Annotated in this window: 14 protein-coding genes; 3 read left to right on the top strand and 11 right to left on the bottom strand. The window is 41.1% G+C overall.

Annotation, left to right across the window (positions count from 1 at the left end; genetic code table 11):
- Positions 1-258: 258 nt before the first annotated feature.
- The 11 genes from HT691_RS11490 to HT691_RS00540 all read right to left on the bottom strand — a co-directional run bounded on the left by HT691_RS11490 (position 259) and on the right by HT691_RS00540 (position 11,139).
- Entirely contained in the window at positions 259-3,006 is a 2,748-nt protein-coding gene (locus tag HT691_RS11490) for a thiol-activated cytolysin C-terminal domain-containing protein (RefSeq protein ID WP_172925220.1), read from the bottom strand.
- A gap of 6 nt (positions 3,007-3,012) precedes the next feature.
- Positions 3,013-3,258 (bottom strand): hypothetical protein, encoded by a 246-nt coding sequence (locus HT691_RS11185; RefSeq protein WP_101514602.1) that lies wholly within the window; start codon positions 3,256-3,258, stop codon positions 3,013-3,015.
- A 202-nt stretch (positions 3,259-3,460) separates the two neighbouring features.
- A complete protein-coding gene (locus HT691_RS00500) occupies positions 3,461-4,270 on the bottom strand; it encodes a purine-nucleoside phosphorylase (RefSeq protein WP_138706517.1) in 810 nt (269 codons plus the stop codon).
- Positions 4,267-4,827 carry a DUF1697 domain-containing protein gene (locus tag HT691_RS00505; RefSeq protein WP_138706276.1) on the bottom strand — a complete coding sequence of 187 codons (561 nt, stop codon included), beginning with the start codon at positions 4,825-4,827 and terminating at the stop codon, positions 4,267-4,269. The genes HT691_RS00500 and HT691_RS00505 overlap by 4 nt, the downstream gene beginning before the upstream one ends.
- Before the next feature lies 1 nt (position 4,828).
- Complete coding sequence (locus HT691_RS00510) at positions 4,829-6,040, bottom strand: phosphopentomutase (RefSeq protein WP_138706275.1); 1,212 nt, start codon at positions 6,038-6,040, stop codon at positions 4,829-4,831.
- Positions 6,041-6,053: 13 nt separating this feature from the next.
- Positions 6,054-6,737, bottom strand: coding sequence for a ribose-5-phosphate isomerase RpiA (rpiA, locus tag HT691_RS00515; RefSeq protein ID WP_138706274.1), 684 nt, complete (start codon positions 6,735-6,737; stop codon positions 6,054-6,056).
- A gap of 297 nt (positions 6,738-7,034) precedes the next feature.
- Entirely contained in the window at positions 7,035-7,874 is an 840-nt protein-coding gene (locus tag HT691_RS00520) for an NAD(P)H-hydrate dehydratase (protein WP_138706273.1), read from the bottom strand.
- A gap of 58 nt (positions 7,875-7,932) precedes the next feature.
- The gene (locus HT691_RS00525; RefSeq protein ID WP_050261468.1) at positions 7,933-8,706 is read right to left on the bottom strand and encodes an HAD hydrolase family protein; all 774 of its coding nucleotides are present in this window, start codon (positions 8,704-8,706) and stop codon (positions 7,933-7,935) included.
- Between the two features lie 4 nt (positions 8,707-8,710).
- Positions 8,711-9,568, bottom strand: a complete 858-nt coding sequence (locus tag HT691_RS00530; RefSeq protein WP_171043432.1) for a bifunctional methylenetetrahydrofolate dehydrogenase/methenyltetrahydrofolate cyclohydrolase — start codon at positions 9,566-9,568, stop codon at positions 8,711-8,713.
- Between the two features lie 153 nt (positions 9,569-9,721).
- A complete protein-coding gene (locus HT691_RS00535; RefSeq protein ID WP_138706272.1) occupies positions 9,722-10,456 on the bottom strand; it encodes an amino acid ABC transporter ATP-binding protein in 735 nt (244 codons plus the stop codon).
- Entirely contained in the window at positions 10,456-11,139 is a 684-nt protein-coding gene (locus HT691_RS00540) for an amino acid ABC transporter permease (protein WP_138706271.1), read from the bottom strand. The genes HT691_RS00535 and HT691_RS00540 overlap by 1 nt, the downstream gene beginning before the upstream one ends.
- A 190-nt stretch (positions 11,140-11,329) precedes the next feature.
- Between HT691_RS00540 and HT691_RS00545 the strand changes: the two genes are divergently transcribed.
- From HT691_RS00545 to HT691_RS00555, 3 genes are all read left to right on the top strand, one after another.
- The gene (locus HT691_RS00545) at positions 11,330-11,560 is read left to right on the top strand and encodes a DUF1797 family protein (RefSeq protein ID WP_000443574.1); all 231 of its coding nucleotides are present in this window, start codon (positions 11,330-11,332) and stop codon (positions 11,558-11,560) included.
- Between the two features lie 229 nt (positions 11,561-11,789).
- Entirely contained in the window at positions 11,790-14,048 is a 2,259-nt protein-coding gene (locus HT691_RS00550; RefSeq protein ID WP_138706270.1) for an ATP-dependent Clp protease ATP-binding subunit, read from the top strand.
- A gap of 128 nt (positions 14,049-14,176) precedes the next feature.
- Positions 14,177-14,629, top strand: coding sequence for an NUDIX hydrolase (locus tag HT691_RS00555; protein WP_000013081.1), 453 nt, complete (start codon positions 14,177-14,179; stop codon positions 14,627-14,629).
- Positions 14,630-14,781 lie beyond the last annotated feature (152 nt).

Here is a 14,781-nt window from a genome sequence, read left to right on the forward strand (position 1 = left end):
CCTTTCTGTTTATACTCTTCGAAAATCTCTTCAAACCACGTCAACGTCGCCTTGCCGTAGGTATGGTAGCTGACTTCGTCAGTTCTATCTACAACCTCAAAGCAGTGCTTTGAGCAGCCTGCGGCTAGTTTCCTAGTTTGCTCTTTGATTTTCATTGAGTATTAATTTTGTTCTTTCACAGAGAGCTACCTGAGTTCTATTCAAGCTCAGGTAGTTTTTTTATAAACTAAATTATCTAACTGTCATTGTATCATCAGATTACAAGACATCATTGTCACTCACCTTAGAGTTCAATGTTGTTTCCCAATGGGTAATTTTACGGTGGGGTTGAGCTAAAATTGGTCTGTTTTCATAGATTGTTTGCCATCTATTCCATAGTAGACCTGTCTTTTTCTCAATCTTAATTCGCAGATTTCTCATATTTTCTTTGATTGGGAGGTTGAGGACAAAACCTGCAGTCTGGTTGCGACCGTTTCCTTCCCAAGAACGACTACGAACAACTTGGTTTCCATCTTTATCTACTGTAACTTCTTCCCAAGTTATAGAGTAGCGAGCAATGTAAGCTCCACTATGTTGAATTGTCAATGTTTTGTCTTTTGCAGGAGTTTGACTGATTGGTTGAACTGGCTTAGAAATTTGTGTCGCCGTCTCACCATTCGTAGCTATAAAGCGGAAAACTTCTACTTCTGCAAGACTGAGGGCTTGATTGTTCTTACGTAGTTGCACACGAACACGGCGTCCCAATTTCCCATTTAATTGAACATCCAAGCTCGTTCCGTCAAGTTTAGAAACATACTGTCTAGCAACTTCTTTCCCTTTTTCATCATATAAAATCACATCAAAGTCTGACAGACGTTTAGAAAGTTCTCCATCCCCACGGTTATGAAGGCGAACAAGTCCTACCTGTTCTGTACGACCTAAATCAACTTCCCACCAAGGCTGGTTTTCAAATTTTGTATGGGTAATTGATTGCTGGCTATAACTACTATTGGTATTACCATCCAAGGCACGACTAGCATCTCCTCCAAAATCAGTAGAACTTTGCTTGGCTTGTTTTTTCCAAGCGATATTCTCAGCACGATATACTTGGACTTCTGCAAGACTGAGGGCATTATAGCCTTCTAGCTCAATTCGAACATAGCGCGCTTTTTTATGGTTAATCGCAATTTGTGCTGACACATCTTTAAGAGATGTTATGCGTTTTCTCTCAATTTCTTTACCAGAACTGTCTAACAGAATGACATCAAAGTTTGCCAATCTATCCTGGGCAGTGTCTGTTCGGTTGTAAATATTGATTTGGCGAATGGTTTCTTCTTTAGCCAAATCTACTTGCCACCAAGGCTTAGATTGGAAGTTGGTATGAGTGACAGAATTGTGACCATAGTTACCATCAACTTTGCCATCCACAGCTCTTCTAGCATCTCCTTCGAAAGCTGTCGAACTTTGAGTAACCTGTTTCCCTAAGGTAATATTTTCCATTGGTTCCGCGCTTGGTTGACTAGAAGATTGGGGCAGAGCCTGTTTCTTAAAGAATCGCACTTTATCCAATTTTGGATCACGATAACCATGTTTATCCAAGGTAGTTCGTTTACCAATATTAAAGTTAGGAATATCATTCATTCGACTTTCAAAATAGCCACGAGAACGGTGTTTAAAGCGTGAATTACCTGTAAATGTAACAATATCACGATCGTTATGAATCAAGGGAGTCACAACATTATCATTATCAACCACATAATGCTTAATCTTTCCGCTAACAGCTAGTTTACGGCTTTCCAAACCAACATCCCAGAAACCATTCTTAGCATTCCAAACAGTTCTGGAAGTAATCACTTTAGGAGCACTGAAAGTCGTCACTTTCCGTAATACATGGTTATAAAAATCAGGATATTTTTGGTAAGCTTCAACCGCTGCAATCTGAGCTAGGTAGCCTCCAAGAGAATGACCTGTCATATACAACTTGGTAATACTTGTATCCTTGGCTAATTCCCCAACAACCTTGCGGATATCATCCGCTTGAGCTGGTTTATTTCCCCCTAACAAAACAAAATCTGCACTTAAATCTTTCGCGTCATTCCGTCTTGTTCCACGAATAGCCAACATGTGCACCGTTCCATCTTTGAGATAAGGAAGGTCGCTCTTGGTCTCAAATAAGAAAGCATCCAAGCCACTCTCTGTATGGTAGGCTTTTTTCATCTTCCAGAAAGGAGCCAATTCATTGTGCATGAGTTTGTATTCTTGACGGTCAAGATAGAGACTAGGGAAAGGATTCTTATGATCTAAAATTTTCTCAATATAATCATCGTCTCGATAGGCTAACTCCATAAAGAGAAGAGAATCACGGTCTGTGACATACCATTCTTTCTTATTGTCGTCTTCCCCATCTGCCAAACCATCCCCATCACTGTCTGCTAGCAAGGGATGACTGTTATATCCTAGATAATCCTTACCATCTTTGTTGTACACATAAAGTTCATCTTTGTTTTTGATGCCATCTTGGTCATCATCCCCTTCCAAATCAAGAACTTTTTCACCATAGAGAGATTCATCAATCAAATCATTTTCTAAATGCAATTCCCCTTTGGAAATCTTCACCAAATCTTCTGCAGTTAGAGAACGAGTATTTGTTGGTTTTTCTGTCACAACTTCTTCTTTAGTTTCTTCTACAGGAGCATGAATAGGTGAGTCTTGAGCCGGCTCTGTTATCTCTACTTTTGACTCTTCCCTTTTGTTTTCAAGAACTTCATTTGCTTCCGGAAGCGGTTGAGGAGCTAGTCTTGGCTCCTCTCTAAGAGGAGTTTCTAGTTTTGGAGCAACATTTTCCGGCTCTCTCAATTCCTCCTTAGAATCTAGCACTCTTGTTGCCACTTCAGATGTTACATCTTGTTTTACTTCATTGGCTGAAATTCCAGCAGGAGCTAGAAATGCGAAGCAGACTGCAACAGATACAACTCCGATACTTAATTTTTTTATGCCAAAGCGCATAATTCGTTGACCAATTTTCATTATTCTTTATCTTTCTTTTCGTTTATTTGTAAGCAGACTCAAGCGAATTCTCCTTGCTCCTATATAGGACAAGGCTAAGAAATTCAGAAAGTAATACTCTTCAAAAATCTCTTCAAACCACGTCAGCGTCGCCTTATCGTAGATATGGCCACTGACTTCGTCAGTCTTATCTACAATCTCAAAACTGTGTTTTGAGCAACCTGCGGCTAACTTCCTAGTTTGCTCTTTGATTTTCATTGAGTATAAATTCATTCTTATCTCTTCTTATCATACTAGTCTGCTTGGCTAGGAAGCTAATTCCAGCATCCTAGATTCTTGTCTTTCACAATGCTAACTATCAGACTCTTTCAGTTACAAGAGCAGGAAGGATCTCATGGTATACCGATGTTTCTTCTTTGTTCCGAATAGTCAACCATGAAAGGAAAGAGGCATTCTCCCTTTTAAATCTTTTTTCTTACAATTCTGCAAGAATCGCTTTAAGCAAGCCTTTAAAGTCACCTTTGACACGTTCGGTTACTTCTACAACTTCTTCGTGATTGAGTTCTTCTTGGAAACCAGCCGCAAAGTTAGTAATACATGAAATTCCCAGAACTTTCAAGCCAGAGTGGGCTGCCACGATAACTTCAGGAACCGTAGACATACCGACTGCATCAGCTCCCAGTGTCTTATAGGCACGAATTTCTGCTGGTGTTTCATAAGTTGGACCAGTTACACCGATATAGACACCTTCATCAAGCTTGATACCAAGTTTTTTAGCCACTTCATGGGCAGTAGCACGGTATTCTGGTGTGTAGGCCTTAGACATATCTGGGAAACGAGGACCAAAGTCATCCAAGTTTTCACCCATCAATGGATTTTGCCCCGTCATATTGATATGGTCTGAGATAGCCATCAAAGTACCAGGACCATATCCAATACCACCAGCTGCATTGGTTACAATGACACCTTCACATCCAAGAACTTTCATGACACGTACTGGGAAAGTCACCACTTCCAGAGGATTCCCTTCGTAGAAATGGAAGCGACCTTGAAGAGCCAAGACCTTGCGACCTGCCAGTTCACCATATACCAATTTCCCAGCGTGACCAACTACTGTTGAACGGCCCCAGTTTGGAATCTGAGCATAGTCTACTACAACTGGATTTTCGATTTCTTCTGCCAGTTCTCCCAGTCCTGATCCAAGGATTAGACCGAACTCAGGCGCTTGAATTCCCTTGTCTTTCAGGAAAGCAGCTGTTTCATTGATTTTGTTTAAAAATCTCATTGTGTGTCTCCTTTATTATTTTTTAGCATTTGACCAATTTTGTCAAAGGTTTTAGCATTACGAATAGTAATGTGGCGATAGAAAGGCATCTTGAGCAGATCCTTGTGATAGGCAGTTTTAGAGTAGGTTTCTTCAGAAAATTTCCCCCAGAAAATACCAAGTTTTCCAAAATGAAGCACCTCATCTTCCAATTTCAAACTGCCTACTTTCTCGATGACTTGCTCCACATCCAAACCCTCAGTGTAAAAGAGAACGTCTTTTCTTGCCAAGTCTTCATTCCACCAAGCTGGTAGACTCTCAAGTTCGTCTTCATAATCTTCTTGACTCAGTAAAGAAAACCTCTGAATAAATGGATAACGAGTCCCAAAGAAAGTCTCTAACCTTTCAATCAATTTGACTTTTGAGTCTGTAGAAGTAAAGAAGATATTACCACTGTTGATGTAGCTTTCAACCTTTTCCAGTCCCAACTTTGTCAATTCTTGACGAAACTCCGCCATGACGACCTTATTCTTGCCACCAACATTAATACCCCTAACTAGCAAAGCATAGCGCGTCATCTTATACCAATTTATCTAAGAAACTTTCCCCAATCATAGCTGTTTCAACACCAAAGTTATCGGCAACAGTCGCTGAAATATCTGCAAAATGTCCTACTGGAATGACACCATTTCCTTTAAAAGCAGGACTGTAAGCCAAAAGTGGGATATATTCGCGAGTGTGGTCTGTTCCTGCATAGGTTGGGTCATTTCCATGGTCAGCAGTAATCAAGAGAAGGTCGTTCTCTCGCATGGCTGCGATAATTTCAGGTAAGCGTTCATCAAACTCATGCAAGCAATCACGATAGCCGTAAGCATTACGACGGTGGCCGTAAAGGGCATCAAAGTCAACCAAGTTTGTGAATGAGAATCCTTTTTCAAACACAGCAAGACCCATAGTCTTCAACAGTGTGTCAATTCCGTGGCTATTTGACTTGTTATGTCCCATGTCATGGTTGATACCCACACCGTTAAAGATATCATTGATTTTACCAACAGCATAAGTATCGATACCAGCTTCATTCAATTTATCCAAAACAGTCGGTGCAAATGGAGAAACGGCTAAGTCACGACGGTTGGCTGTACGAGTGAAGTTACCTGGTTCACCTACATAAGGACGGGCAATGATACGACCTAGAAGGGCTGGGCGCTCAAGGGTGATCGAACGAGCGTATTCACAGATACGGTACAATTCATCCAGAGGGATGATGTCTTCATGGGCAGCAATCTGCAAAACAGGGTCAGCTGAAGTATAGATAATCAACTCTCCAGTTTCCATCTGACGTGGTCCAAAATCATCTATAACAGCTGTACCTGAGTAAGGTTTGTTGGCTTCACGAATGACCTTACGTCCTGAAAATTCTTCGATTTTTGTCAAGATTTCTTCTGGGAATCCATTCCAGAAAGTATCGAAAGGCTCAGTAATGTTGAGTCCCATGATTTCCCAGTGCCCAGTCATGGTATCCTTACCAAGGGATACTTCTTCCAATTTTGTTGCATATCCAGTTGGATTGCTTTCTGCCGGTACAGTCTTAAGAGGAGTTTCACGAGGAATATTTCCAAGACCTATTTTAGCCATATTTGGGACATTCAAACCAACTGTTTTTGAAATGTGTCCCAGTGTGTCAGAAGCTCCATCTGGAACCCCTGCATTGACAAAGTTATTAGCATCTGGTGCTGCACCGATTCCTACAGAATCCAGTACCACCAAATGAATACGATTAAATTTAGACATCTTATGCCCCCTTCTATTTTTCTTTTCTTGAGGTTAAAATCTGAACCCCATCTCGTCCAGCAACAATGACCTTATCCACCATTTGGTTGAATAAACCGTGCTCTACGACACCAACGACATGGTCTAATTCTTGTCCAAAGGTAATTGGATTCTCGATGACATCCAAGGCAAGATCAATGATAAAGTTCTGCATATCCGTCACAAAACGTTGACCGTCTTTTTCACGGAAGCTTGGTTTGTAGCCAGCTCGTTCAAAACGACGAAAGACCTGTTCTGCACCATACTGAACCACTTCTACTGGCAATTTAAAAGCACCTAGTTTTTCGACCAGCTTGCTTTCATCCACCACCCAAATGTATTCTTTTGATGGTGTCGCAACAACCTTCTCCATCAGAAGAGCACCACCACCGCCTTTGATTCCGTTAAACTGACTATCCACTTCATCCGCGCCATCAACCGTCACATCGACCAAGTCTACTTGGTCAATAGACTTGAGCGGGATATTAAGACCTTCAGCCTGTTTACTAGTCACGCTAGAAGTCGTTACAGCTGTAATCTGCAATCCTTCTTCCTTGATACGACGACCAATTTCTTCGACAAAATAATAGGCAGTAGAACCCGTTCCCAGTCCGACAACCATACCATCGCTCACGAACTCAGCAGCCTTAATACCTGCCATTTTCTTCAGATTTTCCACTCAAACACCTCCATTAAAGAGCTACTTCTATTATACCATGTAAAGGCTTTTATTTCATCTAAAAATACCTTTAGAATACTGCCTATTTATCCTTGAAATTGAATTTTTTTAATAAAAGTAGAGTTCTGACAAATCACTTTAAGTACGGATATAAACCAAATAAACTCTAACAAAAATAGATTTATAAGAGTAAAAAAACGAACAGATTTGATTTCTTCGTGAGAAGAATGCTAAACGTTCGTTTTTTGTAAATTAAGAATAATGATACAAATTATCAACATTTTTTATCTAACTATTTTAGACATATCTTTTCATTACTTTAGGAAGACAATTACTAATCTCCGTTGGCAAAACCACATACTGTTCTTGAGCTAGTTCTTGGGCAATAACTGAATGAAGATGGGTCGCTACTGCCACACGTTCGTAAAGACTAGCTTGCTTAAACTGGCCTGCAAATCCTGAAATCATTCCAGCAAGCGTATCTCCCATTCCCCCAGTCGCCTGATAGGGACCGCCAACCTGTAACTGGCAAAAATCAGATTGGCCAACTTGCCAAATACGAGTAGTTGGACCTTTCTCCACCAAAATTGTTCCTTGAGGAAATGAAGTCAGGGCACTAGCTGTTGCATCTTCCTTTTGCTTTTCAATAGCAATACCAGACAGCTTTTCCCATTCTTTTTGGTGGGGAGTTAGGATAAGCTGGTTAGACGGAAACGACAAACTTGTCCTAGCAAGAATGGTCAGGGCACCACCATCTACAATCAAAATCTGATTCTGTTTTAAGCTAGCAAAGACCTGTTTGACTAGATCTTCTCCAAAAGCATCGTCTCCTAAACCAGGTCCCAGCAAGACAACTTCTGCCTTCTCCAACTGCTCTTTTAACAATTGCTTGTCTTGAAGAGAAAATGCCATAGCCTCAGGTAAATGGCTGTGCAGAGCTGGAATATTTTCCCTGTCCGTTCCAACGGTCACCAATCCTGCACCACTCTTAACAGCAGCTAGTGCAGCCATAATGATAGCACCTCCATAAGGATAAGTACCACCAAGCAGCAGTAGACGACCGTAGTCTCCTTTATGACTTGTACGAGAACGTTCAATAATAACTTTTTCTAGTAAAGTTTGATCAATCACTTTCATCCTTTTTTCCTCTCGCTTTTATTATACAACAAAAAGGAGGCGCAGACCTCCTTTTCTACTATTTTCCCTTAAATTCCGTAAAAGTTTGTAAGATTTTGTCTGCTACTGTCGGAGAAGGAGCTCCCTTTATCTTTAGCGTTTCATCTGCATATGGAGTAAGGCCAGCGAAATCTCCAATCTGGACAGAATAGAGAGACGTTTTAAACAGTTCAATATCGTTTTGGTCATTTCCAAAAGCAATGAAGTTCTCCCCACATAACTTTTCAACAGTTGTCGCCTTATGAGTATCCAAGGGGTTGACATAAAGACACTTTTCATGCGTATGATAAGACAGATGGGCTAGCTCCAGTCTTTCTAACTGACCAAGCAGATCATCAAGTAAATCCTCATGGTCACCCATATAAACGACTACCTTAATCGGAGTCCCTAAGTCCTCGAGTTTCTGATGACGAGCTACCTTTAGGGGATCCACACTGGAGAAAAATGGAATCTTCTCTAGAATCTGACCACTATAGTCAAAGCAATCATCTACAAAGAAAGGAAGATTATAGGTCTGGCAATAATCCACTAAAGCCTGATAAATCCTAGCATCGAGATTCATTTCATAGATAGCTTTTCCTAGATAATAGGCTACACCACCATTCAAACCTATGACCAAGCGCTGACTAAGCTCGGAACCTAATAAGCCTAAACAATCCCGATAAGAGCGTGCTGAGGCAAATACAACCTCATGTCCATAATCTTCAGCCTTTAAAAGAACCTGCCTAATCTCTTCATCTATGGTCATATAGTCAAAAGACAGCGTCCCATCCAAATCAAATACGAATTTCATTTTCCTAGTCCTTGTCCAATGTCCGAAGTGCTGCCTGATAAGTTTGCTCCATTAGCATGGTAATGGTCATAGGGCCTACACCTCCAGGAACTGGTGTGATGTGGCTAGCAAGTGGGGCAACTGCCTCATAGTCAACATCTCCACAGAGCTTCCCATTTTCATCGCGGTTCATACCGACATCAATGACAACCGCACCTGGTTTGACAAAGTCAGCAGTCACAAACTTAGCACGACCGATTGCGACCACCAGAATATCTGCTTTAGCAGCCACCTTGGCAAGATTATGGGTGCGTGAATGGGTCAAGGTTACTGTTGCATTTTTGGCTAAAAGAAGCTGGGCCATTGGTTTTCCAACAATGTTTGAACGACCGATGACGACCGCATTTTTACCTTCTAATTCAATCCCATATTCATGAAACATTTCCATAATTCCTGCAGGTGTCGAAGGAATCATGACTGGATGACCAGACCAGAGACGCCCCATGTTTAAGGGATGGAACCCATCCACATCCTTTTCTGGATCAATAGACAATAGAACCGCCTCTTCATCAATGTGTTTTGGTAATGGCAACTGAACCAAAATCCCATGCCAAGCTGGATCCTGATTGTATTTAGCAATCAGGTCTAACAATTCCTCTTGAGTAATGGTCTCTGGAACTCGCACTACTTCGCTACGGAAACCAGCCGCAAGGGCAGAACGTTCCTTGTTACGAACGTAGACTTGGCTGGCTGGATTGTCTCCAACCAAAATCACTACCAAACCAGGTACTAGACCTGTTTCTTCCTTTAATCTTGCAGTCTTTTCAGCCAACTGCCCCTGCAATTTGGCAGCTAAAGCTTTCCCATCAATAATCTGTGTCATATCACTTCTCTTTTCTTTCAAATATCTTCCATTATACCAAAAACTGCTAGTACCCTCTAACACTTCTTTCCTAGCCAACCTTATAGTTTCAAACTATAAGAAAAAGCTCTGGTTGAGCTTTTCACTAATCTTGTCTTGAAATTTTAAAATAGATTATAAAACCTTACTCAAGAAGTCTTTAGTCCGTTGTTCTTGGGTTTGTTCAAAAATCTGTTCAGGTATTCCGTCTTCAACAACCACACCGTCTGCCATAAAGATGACACGATCTGCCACCTCACGGGCAAATCCCATCTCATGTGTTACGATAACCATGGTCATTCCTGACTTGGCTAGATCTTGCATAACAGCCAATACCTCACCCACCATTTCAGGATCCAAGGCTGAAGTCGGTTCATCAAAGAGCAAAACATCTGGTTCCATGGCCAAACCACGTGCTATGGCAATCCGTTGTTGCTGTCCACCTGACAAACTCTGTGGATAAGCAGTTGCCTTATCTGGTAAACCAACTTTTTCCAAAAGTTCCTGAGCTCTCTTCTCAGCAACTGCCTTGCTTTCACCTTTGGTCTTGATAGGTGACAAGGTGATATTTTCCATCACAGTCATATTAGGAAAGAGATTGAATTGTTGGAAAACCATCCCCATCTTCTCACGCATGGCAAACAGGTCATTCTTCTTGTCCGTAATATCGACTCCCTCAAAGATAACCTTTCCTTTAGTTGCTTCTTCCAACAAATTCATAGAGCGAAGCAAGGTAGATTTCCCGCTCCCTGAAGGACCGATGATAACGACAACTTCTCCTCTTTTAATCTCGAGGTTGATGCCCTTCAATACTTCATTCTTTCCAAATGATTTATGTAAATTTTCAATTTTTATCAAGGTTTCTGTCATTATTTCTTATCTCCTTGTCCCATACGTTTTTCAAAAGCTTTCAAGGCTACGGTCAAAATAGAAGTCATAATCAAGTAATAAAAGGCTGCAAATAAAAGTGGTGTTAAAGGTAGATAGGTTGTTGTAGAAACTGTTGTAGCTCCGTTCCACAACTCCATGACACCGATAGCTGATAAGAGGGAGCTATCCTTGATAATGGTAATAAATTCGTTCCCCAATGCTGGCAAGATATTTTTGATTGCTTGTGGCAAAATCACATACCGCATCGCATTTTTAGGACGAATCCCTAAAGAATAGGCCGCCTCTAACTGCCCCTTAGGAACCGCATTAATCCCAGCACGAACAGTCTCAGAAACATAAGCACCACTGTTCATAGAAATAATCAAAATCCCTGGAATCAGACGAGAAAGATCAACACCCAAAATCCCAACCTGAATAGTCGGAGCATTGATGTGCATAAGAGCAAAGGTAATCATAATCTGAACCATCATAGGTGTCCCACGGAAAATCCAAACGTACAAGTTGGCCAGCCAAACAAGCGGTTTAAACTTTGAACGTTGCCCAAAAGCCAAGACAACCCCCAAAATGGTTCCCAAAATGACAACACAGATAGAAATAAGAACCGTCACAACAGCCCCATAGTTAAAATAAGGTAAATACTTAGGTAAAAAAGAAAAATTCATAGTCACACTGCTTTCTAAAATAGAATACTGTATGATTATAACGTATATTGAATTAAAATTCAAATCTTTTATCCAATTTATTTAAAAATCTTTAAACTAGCAGAATTAGCGAGAAATCTTAGTTTTTTTCTAGTCAAGTTGGCCTCCTTTATGGTAAAATAGTAACGATAAGAAATGAAGGAGAATCAAAATGGAATCACATTTGGTTAGAATCATCAACCGCCTTGAAGCAATGGCAAACGATGGCGGAAATTTAAAACGTAATTTTGAACGCGAAGGAGTTGTTGTTGCAGAAGTTGCGTACAGCCACGACGAAGAAAACGGCTCAATCTTTACCCTTCGTGACGTAGAAGCTCGCGAAACGTATACGTTTGATAGCATTGACTTAATTGCAATGGAGATTTACGAACTTCTCTACTAATCTAAAACAAGCTGGGATTGTCCCTGCATGTCTAACCAAAATCCTTTTTGTCTCACAAATAGGATTTTTTTATAGTCCAAATTCACAAAAATTTTCATTGCAACAACTTTTCAAAGCTGCAATCTTTTTACTTGCTTTACACCCCAATCCTGTTATAATGAGAGTATAGGAATTTGACTATTTTTGACCTTTAAACAGATCAGGATAAAGAAAGAAATGAGGTAGATGTATGCTTTGTCAAAACTGTAAAATCAACGACTCAACAATTCATCTTTACACCAATCTCAATGGAAAACAAAAACAAATTGACCTCTGTCAAAACTGCTACAAGATTATCAAAACAGATCCTAACAATAGCCTCTTCAAAGGTATGACGGATCTGAACAATCGTGACTTCGATCCCTTTGGTGATTTTTTCAATGACCTAAACAATTTCAGACCTTCTAGCAATACTCCTCCTATTCCCCCAACCCAATCAGGTGGAGGTTACGGTGGAAACGGCGGTTATGGTTCCCAAAATCGTGGTTCTGCTCAAACTCCACCAGCAAGCCAAGAAAAAGGCCTGCTGGAAGAATTTGGTATCAACGTAACTGAGATTGCCCGTCGTGGAGACATTGACCCCGTTATTGGACGCGACGATGAGATTATCCGTGTCATCGAGATTCTCAATCGTAGAACCAAGAATAATCCTGTTCTTATCGGTGAACCGGGTGTCGGAAAAACTGCCGTTGTCGAAGGCCTAGCTCAGAAAATTGTTGATGGTGATGTTCCACATAAACTCCAAGGCAAACAAGTCATCCGTCTGGATGTGGTTAGCTTGGTGCAAGGAACGGGGATCCGTGGACAATTTGAAGAACGCATGCAAAAACTCATGGAAGAAATTCGCAAACGTGAGGACATCATCCTCTTTATCGATGAAATCCATGAAATTGTCGGTGCTGGTTCTGCGAGTGATGGTAATATGGACGCAGGAAATATCCTCAAGCCAGCCCTTGCTCGTGGGGAACTGCAACTGGTCGGCGCTACTACCCTCAATGAATACCGTATCATTGAAAAGGATGCTGCCCTCGAGCGTCGTATGCAGCCTGTCAAGGTTGATGAACCAACGGTGGAAGAAACAATCACTATCCTCAAAGGGATTCAAAAGAAATACGAAGACTACCACCACGTTCAATATACCGATGCTGCAATTGAAGCAGCTGCAACTCTTTCTAATCGTTACATCCAAGATCGCTTCTTACCTGACAAGGCCATTGACCTCCTAGATGAAGCTGGTTCTAAGATGAATTTGACCTTGAATTTTGTAGACCCTAAAATCATTGATCAGCACTTGATTGAGGCTGAAAATCTCAAGTCTCAAGCTACACGAGAAGAAGATTTTGAAAAAGCCGCCTACTTCCGTGACCAGATTGCCAAATATAAGGAAATGCAAAAGAAAAAGGTCACAGACCAGGATACTCCAATCATCAGTGAAAAAACCATTGAGCATATTATTGAGCAGAAAACCAACATCCCTGTTGGTGATTTAAAAGAGAAAGAACAATCTCAACTCATCCATCTAGCCGAAGATCTCAAGTCTCATATTATTGGCCAAGATGATGCAGTCGATAAGATTGCTAAGGCTATTCGCCGTAATCGTGTCGGACTTGGTACGCCAAACCGTCCAATCGGAAGCTTCCTCTTTGTCGGGCCAACTGGGGTCGGTAAGACAGAACTTTCCAAACAACTAGCTATCGAACTCTTTGGTTCTGCTGACAGCATGATTCGCTTTGACATGAGCGAATACATGGAAAAACATAGTGTGGCTAAGTTGGTCGGCGCTCCTCCAGGTTATGTTGGCTATGATGAGGCTGGTCAATTAACTGAAAAAGTTCGCCGCAATCCATATTCTCTCATCCTTCTCGATGAAGTGGAAAAAGCTCACCCAGATGTTATGCACATGTTCCTTCAAGTCTTGGACGATGGTCGTTTGACAGATGGGCAAGGACGCACCGTTAGCTTCAAGGACGCCATCATCATCATGACCTCAAATGCAGGTACAGGTAAGGCAGAAGCCAGCGTTGGATTTGGGGCTGCTAGAGAAGGACGTACCAACTCTGTTCTCGGTGAACTCGGCAACTTCTTTAGCCCAGAGTTTATGAACCGTTTTGATGGCATTATCGAATTTAAGGCTCTCAGCAAGGATAACCTCCTTCAGATTGTCGAGCTCATGCTAGCTGATGTTAACAAACGTCTTTCTAGCAACAACATTCATTTAGATGTAACTGACAAGGTCAAGGAAAAGTTGGTTGACCTCGGTTATGATCCAAAAATGGGAGCACGCCCACTTCGCCGCACTATTCAAGACTATATTGAAGACGCAATCACTGATTACTACCTTGAAAATCCAAGCGAAAAAGACCTCAAAGCAGTTCTGACTAGCAAGGGAAACATTCAAATTAAGTCTGCCAAAAAAGTTGAAGTAAAAACTTATGAAAAAGAAGTATAAATCCTATAGAAAAGGAGTAGAAAATGAAAATTTTCTGCTCTTTTTACTAAAATAACTATAAGTTCTTGACAGCTCTGCCTTTGTCCATTATGATAATAATAAAGATACTAGATAATGAGGAAAATGCAATGGCAAACCCAACTTTCGGAGAAAAAAAAGCAAATACAGACTATGTTGCACGCTATGGAGTGTATGCAGTTATCCCTGACGCTAAACAAAAACAAATTGTTCTTGTTCAAGCACCTAATGGCGCTTGGTTCCTACCAGGTGGCGAAATTGAAGTAGGTGAAAATCATCAGGAAGCCCTAAAGCGTGAATTGATTGAAGAGCTTGGTTTCACAGCTGAAATTGGTACCTATTATGGACAGGCTGATGAATACTTCTACTCTCGTCATCGTGATACCTACTACTACAATCCTGCCCACCTCTATGAAGCGACTTCTTTCAAAGAAGTGCAAAATCCACTAGAAGACTTTAATCATATTGCCTGGTTCCCTATTGACGAGGCTATCCAAAATCTTAAACGTGGTAGCCATAAATGGGCCATCCAATCTTGGAAAAAACAGCATAAGATTGACTAATACTCTTCGAAAATCTCTTCAAACCACGTCAGCGTCGCCTGACCGTAGATATGGTCACTGACTTCGTCAGTCTTATCTACAACCTCAAAACTGTGTTTTGAGCAACCTGCGGCTAGCTTCCTAGTTTGCTCTTTGATTTTCATTGAGTATGA

Origin of the sequence: Streptococcus sp. 477 (genome assembly GCF_013277295.1) — a bacterium.
GTDB classification, from domain to species: Bacteria; Bacillota; Bacilli; order Lactobacillales; family Streptococcaceae; genus Streptococcus; species Streptococcus pseudopneumoniae.